The organism is Rhizobium sp. 01N424 (assembly GCF_056399485.1).
Window position 1 is genome coordinate 113,061 of record NZ_JBFTRK010000013.1, and the last position, 24,303, is coordinate 137,363.

20 protein-coding genes and 2 pseudogenes are annotated in these 24,303 nt (G+C 58.2%); 12 read left to right on the plus strand and 10 right to left on the minus strand.

Annotation, left to right across the window (positions count from 1 at the left end; genetic code table 11):
• Window positions 1-2: 2 nt before the first annotated feature.
• Together AC1DNK_RS25710 and AC1DNK_RS25715 are read right to left on the minus strand one after the other, a co-directional pair.
• Entirely contained in the window at window positions 3-1,937 is a 1,935-nt protein-coding gene (locus AC1DNK_RS25710; protein WP_477943939.1) for an ATP-dependent nuclease, read from the minus strand.
• A 109-nt stretch (window positions 1,938-2,046) separates the two neighbouring features.
• Complete coding sequence (locus AC1DNK_RS25715) at window positions 2,047-2,673, minus strand: hypothetical protein (protein ID WP_112445745.1); 627 nt, start codon at window positions 2,671-2,673, stop codon at window positions 2,047-2,049.
• A gap of 214 nt (window positions 2,674-2,887) precedes the next feature.
• Between AC1DNK_RS25715 and AC1DNK_RS25720 the strand changes: the two genes are divergently transcribed.
• From AC1DNK_RS25720 to AC1DNK_RS25735, 4 genes are all read left to right on the plus strand, one after another.
• Window positions 2,888-4,522, plus strand: a complete 1,635-nt coding sequence (locus AC1DNK_RS25720; protein WP_112518739.1) for an ATP-binding protein — start codon at window positions 2,888-2,890, stop codon at window positions 4,520-4,522.
• Entirely contained in the window at window positions 4,522-5,400 is an 879-nt protein-coding gene (locus tag AC1DNK_RS25725; RefSeq protein ID WP_112445749.1) for a hypothetical protein, read from the plus strand. Before AC1DNK_RS25720 ends, AC1DNK_RS25725 begins: the two co-directional genes overlap by 1 nt.
• A 66-nt stretch (window positions 5,401-5,466) precedes the next feature.
• Window positions 5,467-6,075 (plus strand): DUF2026 family protein, encoded by a 609-nt coding sequence (locus tag AC1DNK_RS25730; protein WP_112445753.1) that lies wholly within the window; start codon window positions 5,467-5,469, stop codon window positions 6,073-6,075.
• Between the two features lie 177 nt (window positions 6,076-6,252).
• On the plus strand, window positions 6,253-7,320 hold the full coding sequence (locus AC1DNK_RS25735) for a hypothetical protein (protein WP_477943940.1): 1,068 nt from the start codon (window positions 6,253-6,255) through the stop codon (window positions 7,318-7,320).
• 112 nt (window positions 7,321-7,432) lie between these two features.
• Here AC1DNK_RS25735 and AC1DNK_RS25740 read toward each other — a convergent pair whose 3' ends face one another.
• The 3 genes and pseudogenes from AC1DNK_RS25740 to AC1DNK_RS25750 all read right to left on the minus strand — a co-directional run bounded on the left by AC1DNK_RS25740 (window position 7,433) and on the right by AC1DNK_RS25750 (window position 9,484).
• Window positions 7,433-8,578, minus strand: coding sequence for an RHE_PE00001 family protein (locus tag AC1DNK_RS25740; protein ID WP_477943941.1), 1,146 nt, complete (start codon window positions 8,576-8,578; stop codon window positions 7,433-7,435).
• 208 nt (window positions 8,579-8,786) lie between these two features.
• Window positions 8,787-9,219 (minus strand): annotated as a pseudogene (locus tag AC1DNK_RS25745) (plasmid maintenance toxin (PemK-like)).
• The gene (locus AC1DNK_RS25750; RefSeq protein ID WP_477943942.1) at window positions 9,206-9,484 is read right to left on the minus strand and encodes a type II toxin-antitoxin system Phd/YefM family antitoxin; all 279 of its coding nucleotides are present in this window, start codon (window positions 9,482-9,484) and stop codon (window positions 9,206-9,208) included. The pseudogene AC1DNK_RS25745 and the gene AC1DNK_RS25750 overlap by 14 nt, the downstream one beginning before the upstream one ends.
• A gap of 148 nt (window positions 9,485-9,632) precedes the next feature.
• Here AC1DNK_RS25750 and AC1DNK_RS25755 point away from each other — a divergent pair, with 148 nt between their 5' ends.
• From AC1DNK_RS25755 to AC1DNK_RS25780, 6 genes are all read left to right on the plus strand, one after another.
• Window positions 9,633-9,881 (plus strand): type II toxin-antitoxin system Phd/YefM family antitoxin, encoded by a 249-nt coding sequence (locus tag AC1DNK_RS25755; protein WP_477943943.1) that lies wholly within the window; start codon window positions 9,633-9,635, stop codon window positions 9,879-9,881.
• Window positions 9,878-11,005: a tyrosine-type recombinase/integrase gene (locus AC1DNK_RS25760; RefSeq protein ID WP_477943944.1), complete on the plus strand. Its 1,128-nt coding sequence runs from the start codon at window positions 9,878-9,880 to the stop codon at window positions 11,003-11,005. The genes AC1DNK_RS25755 and AC1DNK_RS25760 overlap by 4 nt, the downstream gene beginning before the upstream one ends.
• A 1,354-nt stretch (window positions 11,006-12,359) precedes the next feature.
• A complete protein-coding gene (repA, locus tag AC1DNK_RS25765) occupies window positions 12,360-13,538 on the plus strand; it encodes a plasmid partitioning protein RepA (RefSeq protein ID WP_477943945.1) in 1,179 nt (392 codons plus the stop codon).
• Complete coding sequence (gene repB, locus AC1DNK_RS25770; RefSeq protein WP_477943946.1) at window positions 13,535-14,536, plus strand: plasmid partitioning protein RepB; 1,002 nt, start codon at window positions 13,535-13,537, stop codon at window positions 14,534-14,536. The genes repA and repB overlap by 4 nt, the downstream gene beginning before the upstream one ends.
• 163 nt (window positions 14,537-14,699) lie before the next feature.
• The gene (gene repC, locus AC1DNK_RS25775) at window positions 14,700-15,911 is read left to right on the plus strand and encodes a plasmid replication protein RepC (RefSeq protein ID WP_477943947.1); all 1,212 of its coding nucleotides are present in this window, start codon (window positions 14,700-14,702) and stop codon (window positions 15,909-15,911) included.
• Window positions 15,912-16,749: 838 nt separating this feature from the next.
• The gene (locus tag AC1DNK_RS25780) at window positions 16,750-17,634 is read left to right on the plus strand and encodes a DUF3991 domain-containing protein (RefSeq protein WP_477943948.1); all 885 of its coding nucleotides are present in this window, start codon (window positions 16,750-16,752) and stop codon (window positions 17,632-17,634) included.
• 218 nt (window positions 17,635-17,852) lie between these two features.
• On the opposite strand, the gene AC1DNK_RS25785 is transcribed toward AC1DNK_RS25780, so the two are convergent.
• From AC1DNK_RS25785 to AC1DNK_RS25795, 3 genes are all read right to left on the minus strand, one after another.
• Window positions 17,853-18,002 carry a hypothetical protein gene (locus AC1DNK_RS25785; protein WP_477943949.1) on the minus strand — a complete coding sequence of 50 codons (150 nt, stop codon included), beginning with the start codon at window positions 18,000-18,002 and terminating at the stop codon, window positions 17,853-17,855.
• 40 nt (window positions 18,003-18,042) lie between these two features.
• A complete protein-coding gene (locus AC1DNK_RS25790; RefSeq protein ID WP_477943950.1) occupies window positions 18,043-18,642 on the minus strand; it encodes an NADPH-dependent F420 reductase in 600 nt (199 codons plus the stop codon).
• Window positions 18,643-18,709: 67 nt separating this feature from the next.
• Window positions 18,710-19,444: an SDR family NAD(P)-dependent oxidoreductase gene (locus AC1DNK_RS25795; protein ID WP_477943951.1), complete on the minus strand. Its 735-nt coding sequence runs from the start codon at window positions 19,442-19,444 to the stop codon at window positions 18,710-18,712.
• Between the two features lie 225 nt (window positions 19,445-19,669).
• Between AC1DNK_RS25795 and AC1DNK_RS25800 the strand changes: the two genes are divergently transcribed.
• On the plus strand, window positions 19,670-20,578 hold the full coding sequence (locus tag AC1DNK_RS25800; protein WP_477943952.1) for a LysR family transcriptional regulator: 909 nt from the start codon (window positions 19,670-19,672) through the stop codon (window positions 20,576-20,578).
• Window positions 20,579-21,254: 676 nt separating this feature from the next.
• On the opposite strand, the gene AC1DNK_RS25805 is transcribed toward AC1DNK_RS25800, so the two are convergent.
• Both AC1DNK_RS25805 and AC1DNK_RS25810 read right to left on the minus strand, forming a co-directional pair.
• Window positions 21,255-21,857, minus strand: a complete 603-nt coding sequence (locus tag AC1DNK_RS25805; RefSeq protein ID WP_477943953.1) for a HupE/UreJ family protein — start codon at window positions 21,855-21,857, stop codon at window positions 21,255-21,257.
• Between the two features lie 346 nt (window positions 21,858-22,203).
• A pseudogene (locus tag AC1DNK_RS25810) lies at window positions 22,204-23,222 on the minus strand (IS110 family RNA-guided transposase).
• A gap of 56 nt (window positions 23,223-23,278) precedes the next feature.
• Here AC1DNK_RS25810 and AC1DNK_RS25815 point away from each other — a divergent pair.
• Entirely contained in the window at window positions 23,279-23,518 is a 240-nt protein-coding gene (locus tag AC1DNK_RS25815; RefSeq protein WP_477943954.1) for a helix-turn-helix domain-containing protein, read from the plus strand.
• Window positions 23,519-24,303: the final 785 nt, after the last annotated feature.

The window sequence follows — 24,303 nt, forward strand, 5'->3', positions numbered from 1 at the left end:
GGCTACAAGGTCTCCGCGACTGGATCAACTTCGGGCAGGTCATCCTCCTCGGCGACGTCCGCAAATGGCGGCTTTCCAACCTCATACGGTTGGGTAACGAAATCGATGGCACGGACGAGATATGGGGGCAGCCGGTCACGCATTTCGGCTGGTGTTTCCGGTCGGGCCCGAATGATGGCCGCCAGTTCTTCGGCGACCTCAGCTTTTGATGCATTGCCGTTGAATACAGGATCGTAGATTTTTACCGCGATTTCCAAATCCGAGAAACCATCGTCTTTCCACTGCTGAAGCTGCTCACTCGCGGTCTCAACAATCCTCTTCCGCCATTCAGGCCGACGCGACGTAGACTTCGCAAGCAGGACGGCCTGATAGACGCTTTCAGCCAGAAGCGGTTGCAATGCCAAATCGAACTCAAGGGTCCAGCAGTCTGCAATGAAAGCGTCAACCGGGTCGCCAACATCGCGGCGTAGCGTTTTCATGCGTGCCGAGATTGCATCTGCGTCCAGCTCGTTTTCGGTCTTCCGTTCGCCGACCAACGCTTTGGCCTCTTTTGGCGGAATATCACGGTCAGGTATCAACGCGACCGGGATTCCCATGGCTGGCCCGGTCTTGCGCTGAAGAATACGACTGTACCGGAAAAGTCCCCTATGACCGACGTTGACGATCGAGACGCCATAGCGGCTGAGCGGACGCCCCAGTTTTTCTGCTAGCGCTGGCAAGAGGAGGTTCTCACCATCTCCTTCAACGACGATTAGCGCGCGAGCAAAAAAGAGATTGGCTTTGGTCGCATCGAGAAAACGCCGGAGGAACTCGTAATCACTGATATCGAGACGAGTGTGGGCGGCAGCCAGGGGGAAAGCTTGATGGCCGACCATAATGGTCATGGTCCCAAGATCTGCGCCCGCTGCCAACTGCGGACTATGTGTTGTCAACAGAACCTGAACCTGCTTCTGCGCCTCGCCAGCACCAACCGCCGTGCGAGCTGAAAGGACTTCCATGAAGAGCGTCTGGTGCTGTGGGTGGAGATGCGCCTCTGGTTCCTCGATGAGCAAGAACGGGATTTGATCAGGATGCGACTGCAGAAGCAGTAATTCGGCAGCCATAAAGAGAAGATTGTTGTAGCCAAGTCCGCGCTGCACTCGTCCCCCGCCGGCTTTGGCATTGAGATAAAGTTCGAAGCGCTCAAGCACCTGGTCGAATGAGCCATGCGCGCCAAGGTCCAGAGTAGCGACAAGGGGATCATCGGCAAACGAAAGCTTGTCGAGGAAGTCAGTGTTAACATTACTCGCTATGCCGCGGACAGCCGCATTGTCGCGCACATCCTTATCAGCGGCTTTGAGCGTATCGAGCAACGTCAATTTTCCACCCGCAGCGCCAGGTTTGCCTTCGGGTCCCATCTCCGGCATGGCGCCTAGGATGCGGGAAAGGCGGGACCGACGACCGGCCCTCATTTCCCGCTCGGCATCCCGAAGAGGTTTCAGGTATGTTGCCTTGAGATATTCACGCAGCTCTCCGTCGATCGGCAGGCCTTCGCCATCTTTTCCGGCTCGATGTTGCGTCGTGATGATGCTTCCCCCGCCTGGCGAAAGGCGTCGTGTGCTGCGGATACAGATATGCAGACGCAGTTTTCCCCTCTCATTCGTGCACCACTCCAGGAACCGAGATTCCTCGTCCGGCGTTAGCGCATCGAACGTGCAGGTGATTGTAAATTCTGAGGCTCGGACGTCTGCGGCATCGACGTGGAAGTCCAACTCATCGGGCCGAAGATAGTCATCTCCACGTGTCCAGAGAGCGTATCGGACCGCATCGATGATAGCACTTTTCCCAGCGTCGTTGGGACCGACAAGAATGTTGAGGCCAGGCGTGAGTTTCAGCTGCAATGGCGAAGCGGGCTCGAAGCATCGAAACCCCTGCGCAAAGATTTCTGAGATGAACACTGAATGCCCCCACGACTCACTCCCAGTATTGATTCCTTGTTTGCAACTTTTTGAAAAGAGATCGCTCCCGATTGACCACCGAAAATTGTGGTCACTTCGGTAGATCTATCTAGAACGGTAAGCTCTTCTCAATTCCGGGCATAGAGGCGGAGCGGAGCGCCGCTTTCGCCCAGACGTCATTCTGGGCAGCCCTTTGTTCAACCGCCTCTCGGCATGTCAGCAACCACGTCGGCAATTTGGGCTGGCCAACGAGGTTTCTAACTTTGCTACGACACTGCCCGATGAACGTTTCCATCCGTTCATGGATCTCCTCGGTTGTAACCAACGCGGTAAGAGGGCCGAAATCCTCAAGGACTCGATATCTTAGAAACGGAGGCAGATCCCCGGAAAGATCCCAGCAGATTAACGGGACGGCAGCTGCGGGAAAACTCGAATCCTGCGGCAAATAGTGCGGACCGATATCAATCAGCCGTCCAGCCGCAACGACCCAGTAATGCGCGTGCCCTTCAGCCGCATTTGCGAAACCTTGCATGCCTGCTTGTTGGCCAGATCTAGACACCATAAAGGTGACTGCGTCGCCGCCCTGGATTGAAGCTTCGTGCCCATAATCTGACAGCAGCGTCCGCATCCCAAATGCCGCATACATGCATCGCTTGTGATAGTCGGTCGGGAATGAGCGACGCAAAGCTCGGTCGACGACGGAAAATGAGCGCGCCACGGCCTTTTCAAACTGCATTCTCTAGTCTCCCGAGATCAAGTCTCCAAACGGCGCGAACTCATAACATCTGGCGAAGCTACCGTAGCTGCTCAGCGCCGCCGTTCGATGCCCCGAGCCCTGTGCACAATGGTGCTACCATCGGGCGAGTCCAGTTTGCTTGCATGGCCAAAATACGTATCATGTATGCCACGCGAGCAATCAGTGGATTCCGCGACAATGACGTGGAAATCATATGACGGTCTCGCCTTCGGACACTCCGACAGAACAGTTCAAACTCTTTTTCTCTTCACGGACGCCCTCCGACGCCCGATCGATTGAGAACAATACTATCCTCATCACCCCGTCAGGAGACAGTTTCGACGATTTCCGCTTCAAGACGCGGATCAATGTGTTCGTTCGCCGGGACTCTGCTCGCCTGATAGCCGAATTTTCCGGCATGATCGGCTTTCTCCAAAGCTCCAATGAGGAGGTGAATGGTGCTGATCTCATCAAGAGTGCGGCTCGGGACAAAGCGGTAGTCCCCGAGGATGACCTCCCGAAATTCTTTACGTTACTACCCGACCTCGATGCCTATCGCCGGCTCGTTGCCGACGCAGACGTCGCTGGAGCCCGCGAAGTCCTGCTGAAGACTTGCGATCTCGTCGCTCTGGGTGAGTTTTCCGCAAACTCTCCGATTGTCCGCGACGCACCGAACACTGCGGTATTCCAGTATTCCTTGACGCGAACCGCCGAAGCTTTTTTTGCCTACAAGAACGCAGGACCGATCCTGCGAGGTCTCGGCCATGAAGAAATTGGTCGAATGTCGCCGACTATCGCCGTGTCGTTCAAACTGACGGCTTTTGAAAACAAGCACGAGCTCAGATTCAACTTCGACCATACCGGCTTCTTGCCAAAGCGGATGGCGGTCATCATCGGGAAGAATGGTGTTGGGAAAAGTCAGGCGCTTAGCACTATCGCGAAGCAGGCCATAAAAGGCGGCGGCCTGATTGATCCACAAACGGGGGAGCGGGCTCAGTTCAATCGAATGCTGGCATTTGCCCCAACGAAAGAGGCGCTCTCTATCTTCCCGGGCACGGCGCGACGCCGGCAATATGTTCGCTATTCACGTTATGCCCTGGCGCGATCCACCCCGACTCGAAAAGCCGGCGGTCTGATCAGCGCGATCGTCAGCGTCGCCCGGTCGAACCAGGCGATCAAGGATCGCAGCCGATGGCAGATTTTCCTCAATGCACTCGAAGCGCTGGGGGACCCGAAATCCATCTGTGTCTGGACGAACGACGGCATCATTCCATTGCGCTCATTGAACCGAGGCGGCGAACAGGAAAAACTCCGACGGTTTGCATCGCTGAACACCCGGCGCGATCCGGTCCGTCTCTCAGATGGCAATGCGCTTCGCCTGAGTAGCGGGGAAATCTCGTTCCTCAAGTTTGCGGCCTATGTTAGCTTGGAAATCGACAATAGCTCGCTTCTTCTCTTCGACGAGCCCGAGACCCATCTGCACCCGAACTTCATAGCGCGCTTCGTTTCGATCCTGGACAGCCTTCTGGCCCAGACCGGGTCCGCAGCCATCATCGCCACGCACTCTGCCTATTTTCTACGAGAGGTTTTCAGGGAGCAGATCTCGATCCTGAGGGCTGACGCCGACAGACGCATCGAAGTCCAGAGACCGCGCCTGGCGACGTTCGGTGCAGACGTCGGAGAAATTTCCTACTTCGTTTTTGGAGAAGACGAGCCCTCGTATCTCGCGCAGGAGTTGGAGAGAAACATCCAGTCATCGGGGATGACCTGGGATGAGGTCCTCGAAAAATATAGCAATGAGTTGTCCCTGGAATTCCTGAACGAACTTCGGGCAAAGATTTCCGGCTGATGCGCAAACTCCCTTTTCCGATTTTCGATGACATCGCAGGCGTCGACGCACTCGTCGACAACCACAGGCTTGGAAGTTATCCGGGCCTACAGGCATTCCGGCAAGCCCTAAAGGCCGGCTATGTGCAGTATGACAGCGTCTCGGGGAACGCACAGGCGGTCGTGCATGTCCCGATCCCGGATCCATTGGATAAATGGCTGCGCAAACACTACAAAGATTTGCCCACCAGCCACCGCGTTATCGATGACATCCGCGAGGACAATCTTGCACTACCATGTTCGATGTGTGGCTCCTTGCATGCTCACACGCTGGACCACGTTCTGCCAAAGGAAGATCATCCGGCATTTGCGGTCTTCTCCAAGAATCTGGTCCCGGCATGTGATTGCAACCTGAAGCGTGGCCAGAACTATAAGGGCAATGCCATGGGAGCGCGCATCCTCCATCCATACTATGACGCGTGCATGGACGAACGTCTTTACGCTGCGAAGTTTTCCGGCATGGATGCAACCGTGATCGTAGACCTCGAAATCCTGGTCGCCCTAACCCACCCGGACAGGCCCGCGATCGAATACCACCTGGATAATGTGATCAAGCGGACCGGCGCGCTAAACTGGCTGAGAAACCAGTGGGTCAAGTTCGTGCGCGCGCCGCGAAAAATCGTCGGGTCCCTGGACTTCATTCCTGCGAACCAAGCTGAATTGATCGCGGCTATCTGCGAGCATCGAGCGGCGCGTGACTATGCTCAGGGTTCTCTCAACAACTGGGAGTCGATGTTCGCACAGGGCTTGCTCGATCCTGCAGTCATAGCCTGGCTGTTCCCGAGACTGTCAGCGGCCGGTCGCGACGTCGGGGACCCGGTGATTGCCGTGGCGACGTAGGCAGCTGGAAACTCGCCCCTGAAGACCTAACGCCTAGCCCAAACGAGCGCTGAAAGCCCCCTTACCATGCTTATCAAACAAACGGACTATCACAGGATCTACCGGGTCATTAACAGCCTCGTTGTCAACGAAGGCGGCAATCCCGCATATGCCTGTATGTACTTCAGCACCTTCGGCGCCTTTATCCTCGAGCACCACTACAAGATCAAAGCGGTGCCCAAAGGCGGTCTCGCCGCCTACAATCTTGGTGGATCGATGCTCCTTTTTGCTGATCACCGCGAGGACGGTTATGTCACCGGCGCCGGTGAAAGCTTCCATTGCTGGATCGAGGCCGACGGCTGGGCGATCGATTTCATGGCCCCTGCTTTTTCAGAGACGGCCAGTCCGCTTGGCGTGCCGTCAAAAATGTTCCAACGACCCATTTCGGCAATGGCGTCGTCGATCAATGATCTCAGCCATTCGGGCTCCTTCTTTTACCAATCCGAGCCTGAAGCGACAGCCGACCGGTTCGCGGATTGGCAGAATCTGCCGATGATCGGTGACCTCGCCAGCATCGCGGTGAAGTGGTTTCGTCGATCTCCCAAGCAGATGCTTCCCTCGATTTCCGTGGGAGACCAGAAAGGGAACCTCAAACCAGTACCCTTGGTTGGCAACCCTCTCGCTGGTTCGTGGTGAGCCTATTGATGAGATCAAAGCCCACAACCCCATTCCTCAACTGTCGCGTGGCTACCGATTGTCTCGGCAAACGAGGAACTTAGGAGATAGAGAGGAAGCTAACCTCTGTCCTTCGACATCCTGTTCAAACCGGATATCGGGCGAAAAGGTAGCCGGATCATCGTATAGGGCTTAGGAATGAAGTGTTTTCGCATCGATGAGGGCGGCTATACGGGGTTTGATTTGCTCAACGCCGATCAGCGCTTTCAAGGCGCGTCTGCAGTTGCCATTGATAATGATGAAGCTGAAAGACTCATAAGGGAGCATTTTCCAACGCTGCAAGCCTCAGAGCTTAAGTATCGAGCTCTTTCTCGAAGGCCCGCAAATCATCCGCGTTTGCTCGGCCTCCTGCGTGACATCCATGCACACTTCGACTGCACAACATCGATCGTGGACAAGCGCTACCTTCTGACCTTGTTCTTCGTCGATTACGGCGTTGAGCCGTATTACTATGAGCGAGGATTTGACCTTTACGCCGATGGCGGAAACTATGCTGCAGCATCACTTCTTTACCTCACAGGGCCTACGCTACTCGGTGAAGCCGAATTCGATGAATTGTTGCTAGCATTCCAGCTGGCCGTGAAGGCGAAAAGTCCCGCAGCTAGGATCCGGTTGATCTCTGCTGTCCGGAATTTGCGCTGGCAGGAATACCCCGAGCTTCTAGGTCCGCTCGCCAAATATGCATCTCCAGAATGTTGGGATGCGATCGCTAATCCAGATGTCAACACAGACGCAGCGATGGTTGTTCTTCATTCCATGATCACGCGGCTCGAAATGATGACGGCCGGGCCCTATCGCATTGAGCACGATCAATCCAAGAACCTGCTGACATATCATCCTCTGATCCGGCGTTTCATCGACCACGACCGTGATATCGAGTTCCGACCAACGGAAATCTCCACAATGAAATTCCCTCTAAAGCTCCGGGAAGTCACTCAGGTGGACTCGAAAGCAAGCCATGCTGTGCAGATTGCCGACGTGATGGTCGGCGCAGCAATAGAGATGGCAAGCAACAAGTCTGGATTGAATGCTGGCGGACTAAACCCCGATGATGTCGAGCAACTCTACAAGGTCGGCCAAATGACGAATATGCTACCGTCCCTTGATTTCGAGGAGCAGAAGCGTTTCCGCAAAGGCACACAGTCGTCCGAAATGATCGACTATCTTGCTGCAAACATAGTAGACCCCAATCCGTCTGATGTCTGATGCAGACGGGAGATGTGCTCCCGGAGCCCGAAGTCGTAGGCACTCGAGCCTACTGGTCATGAAAGACACTAACCTGGGCTCTGTCGCTTTGTCATAACCGTATCTCACCGGATCAGACGATCCCCCATGCCCGAAACCTCCCCCTCCCCGTCATCTCCCGCAAGCCCAACTCCTCGACGATCCGCAGCGCCGCCCGCGGCGTGACGCCAAGTTCCTTCGCAATCATACCGGCCGACACCAGCGGCCGAGAGATCACCAGCTCGATCAGCTCTGGCAGTTTTGAAGACGTTCGTCTTCCCGCCAACTTCCGTTCCATCATTTTTCGCGCCAGCACCAGGCGATCATGTTCCTTCAGCCCGAGTTCGCCCGCCGCCATCAAACCATGCGCAATAGCGAGGAGCCGGGCCTCCCGGTCGCGACGCCGGCGGCGATCGACGGGCACAGTTTTGAGGCCAAGATTGAATGCGGCCAAATGCGCCGCCGTCGTCAGCCCTGCCTGCCGCAGGGTCGAAGCTGCTAGAAGCCGGCCAAGCCAGGGCGCATGCTGCAGCACCGAAATCTCGTTCCAGGCATCGACAGCGACGATGGCCTGCAGCACGGGCGGCAAGTTTTCAGCTTGCCGCACCACGCCGCTCCATTCCTCCAGCCGCTCGTCCTCATCCCAGTCGAGATCGTAAAGAAGCGGATCCTTTTCCCGGGCCCGAGCGCCTGTGGCGGGGCCAGGCTGCCTCGCCCGTTCGATGGCGGCATCCGATCGGGCGAGCACCGCATCGATGGCGGCGAACTCATCGTCGAGTGTGCTGGCGCCATCGTCGCCGTCCTGCCCCTCCCCTCCTCCGGCGACCTCGTCGAAAGCTTGCGCGTTCTCGCTGCTCATAGCGATGCCTTCCGACACCACCGTCGATACCTGACCGCGCAAGCTGCGGAGGCCATCGGCGGACAGCGCCCAGCCGGGCGGCTGCGCCGCCATACGCCGGCGGGTTTTCAAAACGTCACGGGCGATGGTGAGTTCGTGGGTGGGGGTGCGGATATCGCGGGTGGCGTCATGCAGGACGAGGTCCTCGAGATGGACGAGTTCGCCGTCGATCCACAGCGAGGCGCAGGCATCGGCAAAATGGGATCGTTCAATCCAGCCGGCGCCGACCGGCGAGCGGGCGATGCGCTCATCGAGGCGGGTCAACGCGGAGGCTGCGTCCGAAATCGGCCGCAGCAGGGTCTGGATGGGCAATTTGTCGAGATCGTAAGACATTGAAATCATGGTAAATGATTTTCTAAACGGACACCAGTGAATAGTTAGTGTCTGTCACTATATGGTTCTATGCGTTGAAGGTCTAACCATCGATAAGTACCTCTTATCGATGGTGATTGCTTTCGAGACGCAAATCGCTGAACATCGCTCCGGCGGAGAGACGCGCGCAGCGTCCCTCTCGGCAGCCTGCGAGGATCGAACATTGAAGCTGAACCAGCTATTCGCTACGCGCCGCCGCCTGGTGGCGTTGGGCGCGGGCCAACTCGACAAACCGTCGTTTGACCTCGGCAAACAGCGCAGGAGGCAATGGGCCCGTAGTAGCCCGTTTCAGTATCGAGCGGTCGGATATCCGGTCCCGGCCAAACAAACCGGTTGCTCTCGGTCAAGACAATCCAGGAGCGGTCGTCATCGAGGCCCAGGCGCTGTTTGCTTGCCGGCGGGATTTCAATTGCGTCCGCAGGGTTGGACGGTGGGGTATGGGTAATCGGCAGTACCCGCACGGCCGGTGTGCCGTCGTCAAGATGGGCAACGATCGCCAATACAAGCGCCGGGCGGTCCTTGTCCCCCTCTTCGCGACCTTCGAGAAACTGCCAATGCCAGAGGTACGAATAGCGAAAAAGCCAGCCGACTTTGGGTTCAGTCGGCAGCATGCTTGCCCGTCAGGTATTCGGCATTGAGATGATCGAGCGCTTCATCCATCTCGGACGCTTCGATCGCAGCAAGCTCGTCGTCGCCGATGGCGGAGGTCAGTTCGACGCGCCGCTCGCGTTTCGTCAGCCGCAGGTAATCTTCGTAGGCGATCAGCACCGTTTTAGGGCGTCCATTTTTGGTGATGATCACCGGGTCACGGATGGCGGCGTCCTGATAGGCGCCGAAGTTCTTCGAGACCGCGGCCGCCGTAACTGTGGAAGTCATCGCAAAACTCCTTTTTACGGAATATACGGAGTTTACGGAAGTTTTGCAACTCGGGCGCCGACGGTCCCGACAACTCGAACCATTGGTTGGCCGACAGTCCCGTGCTCTTTGCGAGATTTACACCGAGGTTGGGGCGGAGGAAAGATGAATGCCTATTCTGCTTGATGTCACCGAGGCCGGCGAACGGTTTGACGAACTGATTGACCGTGTGCTGTGTGGCGAGGAGTTCGTGATCTGCCGCGACTGCATACCGATCGCGGAGCTGACCGCGATTCCGAAAAGCGAAGGAACTATGGATGACGTCTTGGCCCTGGCAACCGAGGGCCTAAAGACGGTCCCGGCCGGCAGCACCTCGAGCCACGACGAGCTTTACGACGAACACGGATTGCCGAGATGACCTCTGTTGATCGACGCGTCAGAGAACTCGATACCATTGCCGCGGTCCTGCCGATCGAGCGACGGGATGAGCTAGCAGAGCTGCTGACCGACCAGGACGTCGAAACCCTTCGTCATCTGGTCAATGAGGGCATGGGCGCGAATTCCCTGCGGGCTCTCACATCGGATCTATCCTATCTGCAGGCATGGGCGCTGGCTGCGACGGGAAGCGCCCTGCCTTGGCCGGCACCCGAAGCGCTGCTTCTCAAGTTCGTTGCCCATCATCTTTGGTTGCCGGAGAAGCGCGAGTCAGATCCCAACCACGGCATGCCTGCAGATGTCGAATTGAATTTGCGTGACGGAGGCTTCCTGCGCGTGACAGGCCCACACTCGCCCTCGACCGTTCGGCGCCGTCTGGCGCAGTGGTCGACGCTGACGAAGTGGCGAGGCCTTGAGGGCGCCTTCGCCTCCCCTGCCCTCAAGTCGGCAATCCGGCTTGCAGTGCGTGCCGCCGGACGGCCGCGTCAGCGTAAAAGCAGGAAGGCGTTGACGGGCGATGTTGTCGCCCGCCTGATCGCCACCTGTGCCGGCGGAAGTCTGCGCGACCTTCGTGACCGCGCCGTGCTCATGGTTGCCTTCGGATCGGGTGGCCGCCGGCGTAGCGAGATCGCTTCATTGCGCTATGACCAGATTGCCAGGCTGGATCCCGTCGAGCTCGAAGACGGGACCAAGCTCCCGTCGATCTCGATCGATCTTGGCCGCACCAAGACAAGCGACGGCAGCCGCGAAGAGATCGTCTTTCTCACCGGAGCGCCAGTCGATGCGCTGGATGCCTGGTTGGCGGCAGCCAAAATTCAGAAGGGCAGCGTCTTCCGCGCAATCGACCAATGGGGCAACATCTCGCGGCGAGCGATCGATGCGCAATCGATCAATGCCATCGTCAAGCAGCGGGCCGAGAGCGCCGGTTTGGAACCCAGCGACTATTCAGCTCACGGCCTGCGATCGGGCTTCCTCACGGAGGCTGCGCTGCGCAATGTCTCTCTTCTCGAGGCGATGGACCAGTCCCGTCACCGTTCGATGCAGCAGGCAGGCAGCTACTATAATGATGCACGCCGCAAGACCGGACTGGCCGCACGGTTACTCTGATCGCGATTGGGATTGCCCTTGGCCGGAAGGGTTACAAAAGTTCCCCGCGGGGAACTTTTTAACGTGGCCGCCGAACCCATCGATGCTGCAGCTTACGGCCTGCCTTGAGGCCGTATCGCTCCAAGCAGAAAACCCGCCTACCGAATTCTCCAACTGGACGCTTTGTCCGCACTGTCCGGCTTAGGCTGCCAGTGAACCGCGCGGAGGTAGCGGTGCAATCCATTCGCTGCCCGCGATCGCATGGCCGTGATTGCAAATGCCAGAGTTCGAAGGGCGTGGGAAAAGTTCCCCGCGGGGAACTTTTGGGCTCCGTCCGTCCTCGCATTTTTCGAACACCGTTCCAGAGAGCAGCCGCGCCAATCAATGAAGCTGCCGGAACATCAAGCGACACCACGGTGTCGGTCCTCTCCGGATCGGCGCTTCACTTCGGCCGGCCGCCTACTCGGGCAGTATCCAGCGCTTTGACGCCACTCGAAATCCTGAAAGTTCCCCGCGGGGAACTTTTGTGCCCATCAACTGAAGGAACCAAATTTACCAGTCTCATCAACTCGGGCAGCGGCGGCGTTGGCGATGCTCAACATTGCCCTTGATCAAGCCTTGGCCTCGGAGAGAGATTCAACGCAAACCCCGTTCCTGGTGCCCCCATTCTGTAAAGTTCCCCGCGGGGAACTTTACAGACGTTGACGGAACCAAAGCAATCGAAAGGCTGACGGGTCGCGCAATTGGCACCCGAGCAGGGGAGGGGCTCATTGGCGGAGCACTCCCCTGTCAACCGTCGTCTCTCATGCCCTAACGAAACCGCCCCGTTGCCATGCAAATCTCCGGAACTACGCAAACCATCGGCCCTGCGCCGTCCGCCGGCTCGGCTACAAGGACGATAGCGAAACGTCCACCGCGGGACCGCCGTCATTGATATGGCCGGTACTAGCGCCGCAGCCAATTTGCGCTCAGCGATGGACAGTCATAACTGTGGCGCTAACCTCCCGATCAAAAAGTTCCCCGCGGGGAACTTTTTGCCAGCCGCGGCCACACGGCTGTTATCAGACGGGCGCGTGATGCCAAAGACGCGTGGCCAGGTTACCGCTGTCTTGCCGCATTGGGACAGACTACTCTGTCACGATCTCTGTTGATCGAAACCCGGCCAGAAGTTCCCCACGGGGAACTTTCTGTCGAACAGCAAAATCATATCAATGAATTGCCGCTTGAGGCCATTTGCCGGTGCATGCGAATCGCGATACCTCTCTAACTACGGAAAATATGCGAATTATCGTTCTTTCGCGAAACAACGGCCGGTGTAACGCTTCGTTAACCACAAGCGGCGCTAAATTGTCCGGAACGAACCGAGGGAAATCCAGTGAATCGGCATCTAAGTAGTCTCGATTTTATGCAGAGCTTCTCGAGCAAGCTCGACTTTGCACTCCAGAACCTGAGCATGGCGCAATATCCGCCCGACGCGCGCCGCGAAATGCGCAAGTTCTCCTCATCGGAGGCGGCCGCCCTTCTCGAAGTGTCGGAAGCCTACATTCGCCAGATCGTCCTCAAGGACAAGGGCCCGACCCCTGAGGTCACCCCGAACGGACGGCGCATGTACTCGCTGGACCAGGTCCTCGAGCTGCGCATGACGCTTGCCGAGAAGGGTCGCAAGAAATACATGAACCCGCGCCGCGTTGAAGGCGAGGAATGCCAGATCATCGCCGTCACCAATTTCAAGGGCGGGTCGAGCAAGACGTCGACGACGATCCATCTCGGTCACTACCTGGCGCTTCGCGGCTACCGCGTGCTTGCGGTCGATCTCGACCCGCAGGCCTCGCTGACAAGCCTGCACGGCAATCTTCCCGATTTTGATCCGCGCGAAGACGACACGCTTTATGCGGCGATCCGCTTTTCCGAGCAGCGCCCGACGAAAGACCTGATCCACAAAACCCACATCACCGGCTTCGATGTCATCTGCGCCGGTCTCGATCTCACCGAGTTCGAAACCGCCGTGGCCCTGGAGATGCGCAGGGCAGGGGGGACAAGTTTCCTCTTGCGGGTCTCCCAGGCGCTCGAACAGGTTGCCGACGACTACGACGTTATCCTGATGGATTCAGCACCGTCTCTCAACTTCCTGACGCTGTCTTCGCTGACGGCAGCCACCGGCGTCATCATTCCAGTTCCGGCTCACATGCTGGATGTCGATTCAACCGGCAAGTTCCTGGAGCTGGCTGCCACCTACATGCAGATCCTCAGCGAAATGGGTGCTCCGGCACAGTGGGACTTCGCAAAGTTCCTCGTCACCAAGTTCGAGGCGAACGATCACCCGCAGGCCAACATGACGGCACTGATGCGTCAGGTATTCGGTGATGACCTGCTTCTCAACATGGTGTCCAAATCCACAGCCGTCGCCGACGCTCTGACCTGGAAGCAGAGCCTCTACGAAGTGCAGCGTGCCAGGTTCTCGGCGCCGAAGACCTACGACCGCGCGATGGAATCGATCAACGCTGCCAATAGCGAGATCGAAAAGCTGCTCTGGGCAGCCTGGGGGCGTGAATGAGCCGCAAAGATTCCCGTGGCATGTTCGCCAACGTCCTTGGCGGCCTCGACCAGCCTGCACCGAGCGTAGCGCCGGTTGCGGGCCGAACCCCATCGCCACATCTGATGAAGGTTGCAGCCGGCGTTCGCCAGATCCAGGAAAAGGGTGAGGCGCTCGATCAACTCCTGAAGGACGGCGACCATATTATCGAGGTCGATCCGTCCGACGTAGCGCCATCGGCGATCCCGGACCGCTTCGACGGTGCCTATGAAGGATCTGCGATCGAAGCCATCAAGGAATCGATCCAGAAGCGCGGCCAGATCGTTCCAGGCCTCGTGCGTCCCCTCAAGGATGGCAGCAAGCCCTACCAGATCGTTTTCGGCCGCAGGCGCCTGGCTGCAGCCGCCGCGCTCGGCATCAAGTTCAGGGCGATCCTTCGTGAGTTGCCCGACGAGGAAGCCATCGTCCGTCAGGGCGAGGAGAATACCAACCGCAACGACCTCAGCTTCATCGAGAAATGCGTTTTCGCTCTTGCCCAGGAAGAGGCAGGCTATCGCCGCGATACGATCTGCGCATCGTTGTCGACGAAGAAGTCCCACCTTTCAGAAATGCTGAAGATCGCCTCTGCCATTCCGCGAGCTATCCTTTTCGCAATCGGCCCCGCCCCAGAAGTTGGGCGCCGGCGCTGGCTGGCATTCGCGGAGACTTTTGCTATTCGCCAGGACGCTGCAGAGCGCGTTTCCGTTCGCCTGGCTGATCAAAGCCAGCCAGACACCAATCTGCGCTTCCAGGTGGCGTCTATGGCCCTGCAGGACAAGGCACCGGTGGAAAATGAGACTGAGGCCGCGCCGAGCGAAATCACGGCCAATGGCTTCGTGCTCGCGACAGTGTCGTATCCGAGTTCCGGCCCACGGATCAGCTTTACCAAAGCTGTCCCGACAGAGTTCGTCGATTTCCTGAATAATCGCATGGAAGCGCTGCACAGCGAATTCGTGCGAAGCACTCAACCCAAACAATAGAGGTCGAACCGCGCAAAAGAAAAAGGCCCCCAAACGTCGCCGTCGTGGAAGCCCTTCTCGATCTTAAGCAAATCAAGAATCGCATTTCCCCGAATCACAGTCAAGAGTCTAGGCGCCATTTTGGTGAGCGGATTTCTTTTGCCTCAACGCAGGTGAAAGAAAGATGGATACGACATATGTGACGACGCCTGTCGGGCGGCGCCCGATGACGCTTGCCATGATGCTGGCACAGCGCAAGGCCAGTGCTTTGCCGAAGGGCGAGAGCCGCAACAAATGGAAGCTTTTCAGATCGGTCTGCGAAGCACGCCGCGAGCTTGAAGTCACCGATCGTGCCCTCACGGTGCTCGATGCGCTCCTGACGTTTCTCCCTGAGGATGAGATGTCCACCAGTACTTCCCTCGTGGTGTTCCCCTCAAATGTCCAGCTCTCCATTCGGGCCCGCGGCATGACGCCGGCAACCCTGCGGCGGCATCTCGCCATGCTCGTCGATGCCGGTCTGATCGCCAGGAAGGACAGCCCCAATGGCAAGCGCTACGTCCGGCGGGGTAGGGGAGGGGAGATCGACGAGGCTTTCGGCTTCAATCTCGCTCCATTGCTGGCCCGCGCTGAGGAGATCGAGAGGTTAGCCGCTCGCATTCAACTGGATCGCGAACGGCTCCGTATCGCCAAGGAGCGCGTGTCGATCTGCCGCCGCGACATCGCAAAACTCATCTCGGCAGCCGAGCTCGAAAATGCGCCAGGTGACTGGGCACCCCTTTACGTGCACTTCCGCAGCGTTATTGACAGCTTGCCGCGTCAGGCCACGCTGATGCAAGTTGAGACCGCCTTGCGACAGCTCGAAGACATCCGCACCGCAATCGTCAACCAATTGGAAAATCACGTAAAAGCGCAGGATCTGCGCGCCAATGAATCGCAGAGTGAGCGCCACATACAGGATTCAGATCCAGAATCCCATTTTGAAATTGAAAGCCACCGCAACCATGATCGGCCAGCGCCAACGGTGGATGTTGAAGACCGAAAAAGCGGGGAAGATAATCTAGTCAGGCCGCTGAGCCTGGCAGCCGTCCTCCAAGCATGCCCACAGGTCGGTGCCTACGGACCCGGCGGCACTATTCGAAACTGGCCGGATCTCGCAGCTGCATCAAGCATCGTCCGCACAATGCTCGGCATCAGCAACTCGGCCTTCCACGATGCAGTCGCGGCAATGGGAACCGAAAGCGCGTCGATCGTTACTGCCTGCATTCTCGAAAACGCCGAGCGCATCACGTCGCCTGGCGGATATCTTCGCAGCCTGACCCTCAAAGCGCGACACCATTCCTTCACTCCAGCTCCCATGCTTCACGCACTGTTGCGGTCGCGTGATACAGGCAGTTGACCCCTTGCGCCCGATGTCAGGCGCCAATTCAGGCGCAAGACACTGCGATCAGAGGGATATCCGTTTGGAGAATGAATAGCTACGACGGAAATAAACCCCAACTTCGCTTCTGGTTAACAGGAGATATACAGGCTGATCAGTCCCCTAGATCGCGCATCTTAGCGGCACAGGTTGCTCACTCGCGAAGTATCTCGAACTTTATAAGCCGCCGGCTCGGTTTTCCAGGACGGCAGACGATCCCTCGCGACACACGTTGGGTAGATAGCACAATTGTCCCCTCCTCGATACCGCCTTCGGGCCGTGGTTCAGCTTCCCGTTGGCCTGACAGAGGATCGCCTTCACTGGACCGGCAGTTTCAAATAGGGATGTCGCGATCTTCGGCTTCGGTCAGATATCGCGACCGTAGCCAACTCGGCGAAAAATTCTGATCTATCAAGCCTCGCTAACTCGACACGCTGCTTGAGGATCGCGTTGACTGCGTAGGCAAGGAGCGCTCAGATCGGGAGCAGTCGGTCCCGCCTCCCCTATGGGCCACTATGTTGAGGCTCCTGCGGCTGCCCTTCACCCGATCCCGCGCGGCGAGAATTCCCGAAATCCCGCCCGGCGGGCGGCGCTATGCTGATTTCTCCGATACTCTTCATCTTCGTTGGCGGCGCTGCCGCCGTAGGGTCTCGCAGGCGAGACCTGCGTAGCGCTTGCGGCTTACTGGCCGCAAGGGAAGCTGCGCCGCGCCGATACTTTCCTTCTCGTACGTCCTGTCATCGCGCCCTTGCAGCCACGGCCTTCGCGCGGGGGAGGGGTATAGCCCCAGTCAAAGGAGGGGAGGAAGGAGGCAAACATGCATCGGATCAAGCTCGAGAGATTACGCGGCCTCGTGTCCTGCGAGGCGGTATTGCTGCAGGCAGGTTTTGTCCTTGACGAGAAGGAGAGCAGCCGGCGTGCCCGTAAATTCCGGCGCAGTCCCGAAATTTTGATCGTTACCCACGAGGGCGCCGGCTGGTTCGATCCGCTCTCGGATCACAAGGGAGACGTTTTTGCGCTTGCAGGTTTTCTTGAAGAGATTTCGTTTCCTGTCGCCGTCGAGCGTATCTGCGAACTGGCCGGCAGCAACACGCCGTCATTTGGACCGCGTCATCCACCAGACAGACCCGTTGCCACGGCGCCGGTGCCCGAACGGTGGCAAAACCGGCCGCTCATGACACCGCTGTCGCCCGGCTTCCGGTACCTGACTGAGGCGAGAGCCTTGCCGGCGCCCATCCTGAGACGCGCGATCAGGGCCGACCGGATCCGGCAGGGACCATTCGCGAGTGCATGGTTTCGCCACGACGACGATGCCGGCAATGTCTCGGGTTGGGAGGAACGCGGTCCGGATTGGCGCGGCTTTTCGACGGGAGGCACCAAAACGCTATTCTGCTTCGGTGTCCGCAATGCTCCCCGCGTCTGTATAACCGAGGCGGCGATCGATGCCTTGAGCCTGGCCGCTCTCGAGGGAGCACGGGGCGATACGCTCTATGCCAGCACCGGGGGAGGTTGGGCGCCGGCGGTTGCGCAGCATATAGAGGCGATCACCGCTGGTCGAATGCTGGTTGCAGCGACAGACGCCGACCCGCAGGCCGAGGTCTATGCTGACAGGCTGCGCAATATTGCCGATCACCTCGGGTGTGACTTCGTGCGCCTCAGACCCCATGCGCAAGATTGGAACGAAGAGTTGAAAGCACAGTAAGGATTGCGCATGCGCTCAACAACGCTTCAAGAGTGAAGACGAGTCCGCCGGGATCTCGGCAGCAATCTGGCGGCGGCCATCAGCGCCGCCAACCATGTCTCGTTTGCCCGCTGCATCCAATACCAGGCCGTCCGCAACCAACCGACCAGGTCCCGCGCTTTTTAGTGCGCCTGGGCCGCTTGCGGGGCCCTTTCGAGGAGGTCATTCTCTGATGGCTGTCAGCTTTGCATTCTCGACAGTGATGTCGAAAACCCAGTGATCCACAAATCGATGTCCCCGGCAGCCATCGCCAACGTTCTCTGCCTGTCTCCGTTGCCGATCGCGCCGAAGAAATCCTTCACCATCTGAATGTTGTCTTCGATGCTCATGGAAACCTTACTTTCTTTTTGCGGAGCTGTGAAACTGCAATCAGCCGAAACTGACGAGGTCTTTGAAGATAAGGTGACCCCACGTGTTACCGCGACCTTGGACCAGCAGTCCGCCTTCGGCGAGACCGCCCAGGTTGATAGGCGCGAAGCCAAGGTCTTCGGCGAGCTTCCCGACCTGCGCTGCCGCAGCTTCAACGTCGCTCGCCAGGAAAACAACCCGTCTTCCGCCGAGTACGGCCGGGTCCTGCCCGAGCACGCCCGCGCCCAGATGGTTGAAGCCCTTGACCACACTGGCGCCCGCGAACGCGTTTGCAACGACCTTCGCGGACGCCTCGTCACCCAGCTTCTCGAGCGGCACGCCGTAGGCGTTGGTAACGTCAACGATGATCTTCCCCTGCCAGTCGGGCAGCGCCTTCGCGACCTCCGTATGGGCCTCGAAACGCACAGCCAGAAAAATGACGTCCGCCTCGATGGCAGCCGAAAGCGTCGCTGGCTTGATCGATGGGCCGACTGCGGCGGCCTCCGCCGCGAAGCTTTCCGGATCACGGGTGGTCGCAACAGATACGTCGATGTCGCGGCGAGCAAATGCCTTGGCGAGGGCCTGGCCGATTTTGCCGAAGCCGATGATTGAGTAGGTCATAATCTTTCTCCTTGGTCGATAAAGGTGCCGAACGGCTCGCTCGCTTTGGAGGCGCGGGGCTGCTCGTTCATAGCTGGGCGAGGCCGCCGTCGACGGCGACTTCGCTCGCTGTCATGAAGCTGCTGTCTGATGATGCAAGGAAAGCTGCCACCGCCGCGATCTCTGCCGGGTCGGCCATGCGCTGCAGAGGTGTCATTGCGCCGTATGCCTTCTGGCCTTCCTCTCCGAGAGCCTCCTTCGCGAGTTCAGTCGCGGTGGCGCCAGGCGAGAGGACATTGACGCGGATGCCTGTGCCCTTCAGATCTTCGGCCCATGTTTTGGCTAGGTTGCGGACGGCCGCCTTGCTGGCGCTGTAGGCAGTAAACGCCGGAGCTCCGGTTGTGCCGGCGCTAGACCCGGTCAGGATGATTGAGCCAGCGGGGCTCATGAGTGGGAGCGCCTTCTGGACCGTGAAAATCGTGCCCTTGACGTTGGTGTCGAAGGTCTCGTCAATATGTGCCGCGGTGATCATGCCGAGAGCTGCGGGGCTTCCAACTCCTGCGTTGGCGAATACTATGTCGAGGCGCCCGCGCTCGGCCTTGACTGCCTCGTACAGACGATCGAGGTCGCCTTCGTCGGAGACTGATCCCTTCACGCTGCGGGCGCTGGATCCTAATTCCGCAATGGCTGCATAAAGTGCCTCTTGTCTACGACCGAAGATGAAGACGAAGGCGCCTTCATCGATGAAGCGCTTGGCGGCCGCGAGACCGATGCCTGTCGCGCCGCCAGTTATCACGGCAGTTCTCCCGTTTAGTCTGTCCATGGCATGCATCCTTCGTTGTGTTCGACAGATGTGAGGAAGCCTGTCCCTGATCCGTTGATCACAACATAGGAGCGCCGATGGCCGCCATTCAGTGCCAATGCGCGCACAAGGGTGGTGCAATAAAGATCCGCGTGAGTTCGGCCTCCGGTGTTGAAGTATACCGTCTTGAGCGTAGATTGGGGCCGTTCAACTCGTAAGGGCACCAGTGCGGTGCGAGACTGCACCATGATCGACTGGGATGACATCCGCCACTTTCTTGCCGTCGCGCGGGCGGGGTCTGTGCGTGCGGCCGCGTCGAGCCTGGGCGTGACCCATTCAACAGTCCTTCGCCGTATCGCTCATCTCGAAGAGCGACTGGGCGCGCAGATGTTCGACAAGTTACCTTCCGGATATCAAGTGACGAGCGCAGGGGAGGAGGTGCGTGAACTCGCCGAACAGATGGAAGCTTCGTCACTTCAGCTGGAGACACGTGTCTTCGGCCGGGACCAGGGTGTCCGAGGACTTTTAAGAGTTACACTTGCTCCGACACTCGCAACGCACCTGCTTATGCCGGATTTTGCTGAGTTCACGCGCTCGCACCCCGATATCGAGATGGACATCATATCGTCCGGGGATCTCGCAAACCTGACGAACCGGGAGGCCGACGTCGCCATCCGCGTCGTTTATGACCGCAAGACGCTCCCGCCGAACCTGCATGGTTTAAAGGGGCCGGATGTCTACGGCGGGATCTACATGTCTCGAGACTTGCTCCCGGTGTGGGGTGAGGGCGGCCCAAGCTCTGTCCGGTGGATCGTAATCAGTGCTCATGGCGTTCCCGAATGGGTTCGGCGGAGCGGCGCCCGAGCTGATGGCGTACCGATTAGGGTCACAGACGCGGAGGCTCAGGTCGTCGCAGTACGGCAGGGCTTGGGGATGACAACACTTCCATGTTTGGTTGGCGATGCTCAGCCAACGTTGGTCAGAGTGCCCGGGACCGAACTTCATATGTACGGCACACTCTGGATTCTTACACAAGGCGAGACACGCAAGACGAAACGCGTAAGGGTTTTTACCAAGTTCGTGTCACGCAAACTTTGCGGGCATGCGTCGCTCTTGGCGGGAGCACTACCTGCCGCGACGATAGAGGCGCCTTAGGCGCTTGGTATTCGGCAACGGACCGACAAGGACCGAGCGCGGAACGGCTCGATTATAATCTCCAAGACCTCAGTCCCGAGCGACGGCTGATTTTCCGGGCGGCTCGGCGACCTTGCGAAGTGATGCTCTGTTCCCCACCTAAGGCATCGACACCCCACACCACGTGAACCTCCGCAGCCGCGTCCGTCGGCGCATGCGTGACGGCTTGCGCGTGGGGTGAGAGGGCCGCTCCCTTCCTTGAGGTTGAGCGCCCTCGGACCGCTTTAGGGGACATCGATGTCCTGCCACCGAGCCGTCAGACGCGAATCCTTCGGTAAAATTGATGAAGTCGCGAATGTTCGCATCCCGACCACGAGTGCTGCGGGAGCACCCGGTGAGGATTCTTCCTAAACACGAGGATCGAGCAGGGCGGCCCGACAGGTATTGGGGTCGGCGACGACTCAGCATTTTGAAAAAGACGGGAGACCTGATCGCGATGAAAGACGACAGCGATTCCTATCTTGACCACCTGAGACATCCCTCCCTGGTCGAAACTCATGAACGCCAAACCCCAAGCTCAGTTCCTCAGTCTGGTGTATTAGGGCGACCTAGAGATGACAATGTCGGCTTCTAGCGTATCCCAGTTCGAGAACCTCCAACAGTCGATGCGGGCGCGCCTGACATGATGATCTGCGCGTCACGCCACCAAGCCAATTGCGAGTCCCAATCCCGCTAGAGCTGCCAAACCTCCAGCGGTGCGGGCAATGAGTTCGCCCCTGCTGTCACTCACGCGTGCGGTTATGAAACCTGCGACAAGGCCGAGTCCGTGCAGCAGTGCAGTTGCCGCGACAAAGCCCGAAGCATAGGTGAAAGCGGTCGCGTTCGCTGGCATTTCTGATCCATGCGCGTGCCCGTGGAAAAGAGCGAAGAGGCCGACGACCGCCATTGCAACAGTCGTCGGCGTCTTAACTCTAAGCGCGACCGCGGCTCCCAGGACAACAACCGACAATGCGATCCCAATTTCGACCATCGGGAGATCGACACCCGCGACACCAAGCACGCCGCCAACCATCATGATGCCTACGAAAGCCGCTGGCACGAGGAATATCGCCCGGCCGCCGAGTTGGAATGCGAGTAGGCCCACCAAAACCATGGCAAGCGTATGGTCTATGCCGGAGATCGGATGGGCGAAGCCATGGACGAAGCCCGATGTCGGCCCTATCCCGGTATGCGCGGATGCAACGGCGGGTATCATGAACGTGGTCAGAACGAAGGCGGCGCGGGTCAAAAAACGGGGCATCTTCTTCTCCAAGGGTATCGTGCTGTTCACATGTGATCCGAACTTGTCCTACAACGCAAGTAGTCAAACAGCGTATTTCTGACGCCTTGGCTTGACGATAGAGGCGGACCGCAGTTGCCTACGATCCGCCCGATCGGGGTTCGATGAGCGATTTCTTGAATGCTGCAACCAAGTGTACGGCTTCCACGCGGAATCCGCGCTGAGCCTCAGCGACTTACGCGGGGCAAGCACCCATCACTCGAGCGTGCTCATGGGCACATGGTATTCGCCGGTGTTGCTTGCCTAATCTTGCATTCCGCTATCTCGAACTCCGATCGACGACCGACATGCGGTCATCCGTTGCGGCTCAGGTTCTCGTGGGCGCGGTCTCGTAGGAACCGCCTTTTGTAAGGATGGCCCAAATCGTGCGCGCGTTTTTGTTTGCCAGAGCGATCGCCGCCACCTTGAACGGCCTTCGTCGCTTAAGGACGCAGTCCAGCTTTTGTTGTCATCCGTTTTCGTGTTCCGAATTACCGACATAGCTCCTGTGACAAGAAGCGACCGCAAATCCGGATTCCCCATTTTTGTTATGCCGCCGATCTTGATGCTTTCCCCACTAGAGAAAGACTTGGGCGTGAGACCTGTCCATGAAGCGAAGTGACGGGCAGATTTGAAGACGCCAATGTCTGGCACGAAAGCCTTGATGGCGGTAGCGGTCATTGCTCCAACGCCCGGGATGGTCATCAGCCTCCTCATCTCGTCATCCTCCTTCGCTTGGCTTTTTAATGTTTTTTCGAGACTTTCGATGTCTTTGGTAAGGGTATCGATCTGCCTGGCAATGATCTTTAATGCTGTCGTAGCTGAAGGCGGTAAGCTCTTGCTTTGTCGATCGCGGACAATCGAGATCAACGACGAGACATTCGATGTCCCGGGCCGCGCCACGATGCCCAGCTCAGCGAGATGGGCGCGCAGCGCATTCACAGCGCGAACGCGTTGGCGAACCAGGAGCGCTCTTGTTTTGAATAGCATTGTCGACGCCTGATGGCTCGTGGACTTCAATGGGACGAAACGCATTGACCTCCTGGACAAGGCTTCATGGATGGCTTCAGCATCATTGGCATCCGTCTTGTCGCGATTCACAAAGGGTTTCACGTATGCTGGATGGATAAGCCGCACCTGATGGCCCAGCGCCGATATCGAACGCCCCCAGTAATGGGCTGTCGAGCACGACTCCATTGCAACCACACATGGGGGTAATTTGCTGAAGAAATCCAAAATGGCTGCTCGGGAAACCCGTCGATTGAACAACGGGTCGCCGGCGGCGTTGGCTCCATATACTTGGAACACGTTCTTCGCTATGTCTAATCCGATGGTCGCAGCATACATGGGCCAATGTCCTCCTGGGCTAGTGAAGCCTGTCCAGGATACACTAAATTTGCGACGTGGATTTTGGCATCGAGGAGCGGTGGCGGCTTGGAGACGAGAAGAGCGGGACTAAGTCTGTCGATGCTCTTATTGGTGCACGCCTAAAGGAAGTCAGGAAGAGGGCAGGGTTGTCCCAAAAGGCCGTCGCCGAGCGACTGGGGATATCTTTCCAACAGTGCCCGAAATCTTGCGTTTCGCGATCTCGACAAGGTGCCACCGTTTTAAATCCAAGCTTACTCTCTCAGTGTCGGGCCTAAACGGAAGATGACGCCCTTGCACAGCTCGGCGAGTGGGGTTCGATTTCAGAACGTAGATAGTGGAAGATGGCCCTTTCAGCAGGGCGTGGAACCGGCGGGAGCATCGAGTGCTCGCTGTAGCGCTCACCGGGGTCCGCCGTCTGCTCTCAAGTAAAGCGTTGGCGACCATAGTCTTATCGACCCTTAAACCGGATCCCGTTTCGGCGAGTGCAAAGCCCTTTGTTACCATTTCGTCGCACTCGATTTATCCACACCGTGGTGGCGGAAGGCGAGAGCGTCATGTACCGGCCTCTTGGTCACCGACGCGCGGTCGCCTAGAGCGTCCGAACAAGTGCGGCGTATACCTAGACGTCTCGCAAGCATGGAGCTGGATCGTCAGCATCGTCTTGCGAATTCGGAGTGCTCTTTCGAAGGCGGTGACACGGATAGGAGCTTGGAGCCAGCTTTGACAGATAAAACCTCTCCGGCGCGTACGTCCGTAATGTCTTCCTCGCATCGTCGAGACCGTCAACCTGCCTTGGCTAATGGTGCACGTCGCAGACAGAAGCCAAGGTCGAGCGTGTCGCGCAGGAAATTGGCGTTGGGATTTCATAGCCCGATCAAACGATAGGCCCGGTAAGCGATTGGTAGGTTTTCCGTAAGCGCGAATTTCTATGCGCCTTCTGAAGCGCAGTGCTCTGATGCATGAAGTGTCCACCAAAAACAGGTGGACACCAAATCATGGACGATGCTCCTAAACTGCAGGTGCGGCTTGTTGGCCGCGACGGCCGCCGTCGATATGACCC

Coding starts and splice junctions, on each gene's coding strand:
- AC1DNK_RS25715 (WP_112445745.1), bottom strand. CDS start 2,673: ATGCAGTTTGAAAAGGCCGTGGCGCGCTCATTTTCCGTCGTCGACCGA.
- AC1DNK_RS25720 (WP_112518739.1), top strand. CDS start 2,888: ATGACGGTCTCGCCTTCGGACACTCCGACAGAACAGTTCAAACTCTTT.
- AC1DNK_RS25725 (WP_112445749.1), top strand. CDS start 4,522: ATGCGCAAACTCCCTTTTCCGATTTTCGATGACATCGCAGGCGTCGAC.
- AC1DNK_RS25730 (WP_112445753.1), top strand. CDS start 5,467: ATGCTTATCAAACAAACGGACTATCACAGGATCTACCGGGTCATTAAC.
- AC1DNK_RS25735 (WP_477943940.1), top strand. CDS start 6,253: ATGAAGTGTTTTCGCATCGATGAGGGCGGCTATACGGGGTTTGATTTG.
- AC1DNK_RS25740 (WP_477943941.1), bottom strand. CDS start 8,578: ATGATTTCAATGTCTTACGATCTCGACAAATTGCCCATCCAGACCCTG.
- AC1DNK_RS25750 (WP_477943942.1), bottom strand. CDS start 9,484: ATGACTTCCACAGTTACGGCGGCCGCGGTCTCGAAGAACTTCGGCGCC.
- AC1DNK_RS25755 (WP_477943943.1), top strand. CDS start 9,633: ATGCCTATTCTGCTTGATGTCACCGAGGCCGGCGAACGGTTTGACGAA.
- AC1DNK_RS25760 (WP_477943944.1), top strand. CDS start 9,878: ATGACCTCTGTTGATCGACGCGTCAGAGAACTCGATACCATTGCCGCG.
- repB (WP_477943946.1), top strand. CDS start 13,535: ATGAGCCGCAAAGATTCCCGTGGCATGTTCGCCAACGTCCTTGGCGGC.
- repC (WP_477943947.1), top strand. CDS start 14,700: ATGGATACGACATATGTGACGACGCCTGTCGGGCGGCGCCCGATGACG.
- AC1DNK_RS25780 (WP_477943948.1), top strand. CDS start 16,750: ATGCATCGGATCAAGCTCGAGAGATTACGCGGCCTCGTGTCCTGCGAG.
- AC1DNK_RS25785 (WP_477943949.1), bottom strand. CDS start 18,002: ATGAGCATCGAAGACAACATTCAGATGGTGAAGGATTTCTTCGGCGCG.
- AC1DNK_RS25790 (WP_477943950.1), bottom strand. CDS start 18,642: ATGACCTACTCAATCATCGGCTTCGGCAAAATCGGCCAGGCCCTCGCC.
- AC1DNK_RS25795 (WP_477943951.1), bottom strand. CDS start 19,444: ATGGACAGACTAAACGGGAGAACTGCCGTGATAACTGGCGGCGCGACA.
- AC1DNK_RS25800 (WP_477943952.1), top strand. CDS start 19,670: ATGATCGACTGGGATGACATCCGCCACTTTCTTGCCGTCGCGCGGGCG.
- AC1DNK_RS25805 (WP_477943953.1), bottom strand. CDS start 21,857: ATGCCCCGTTTTTTGACCCGCGCCGCCTTCGTTCTGACCACGTTCATG.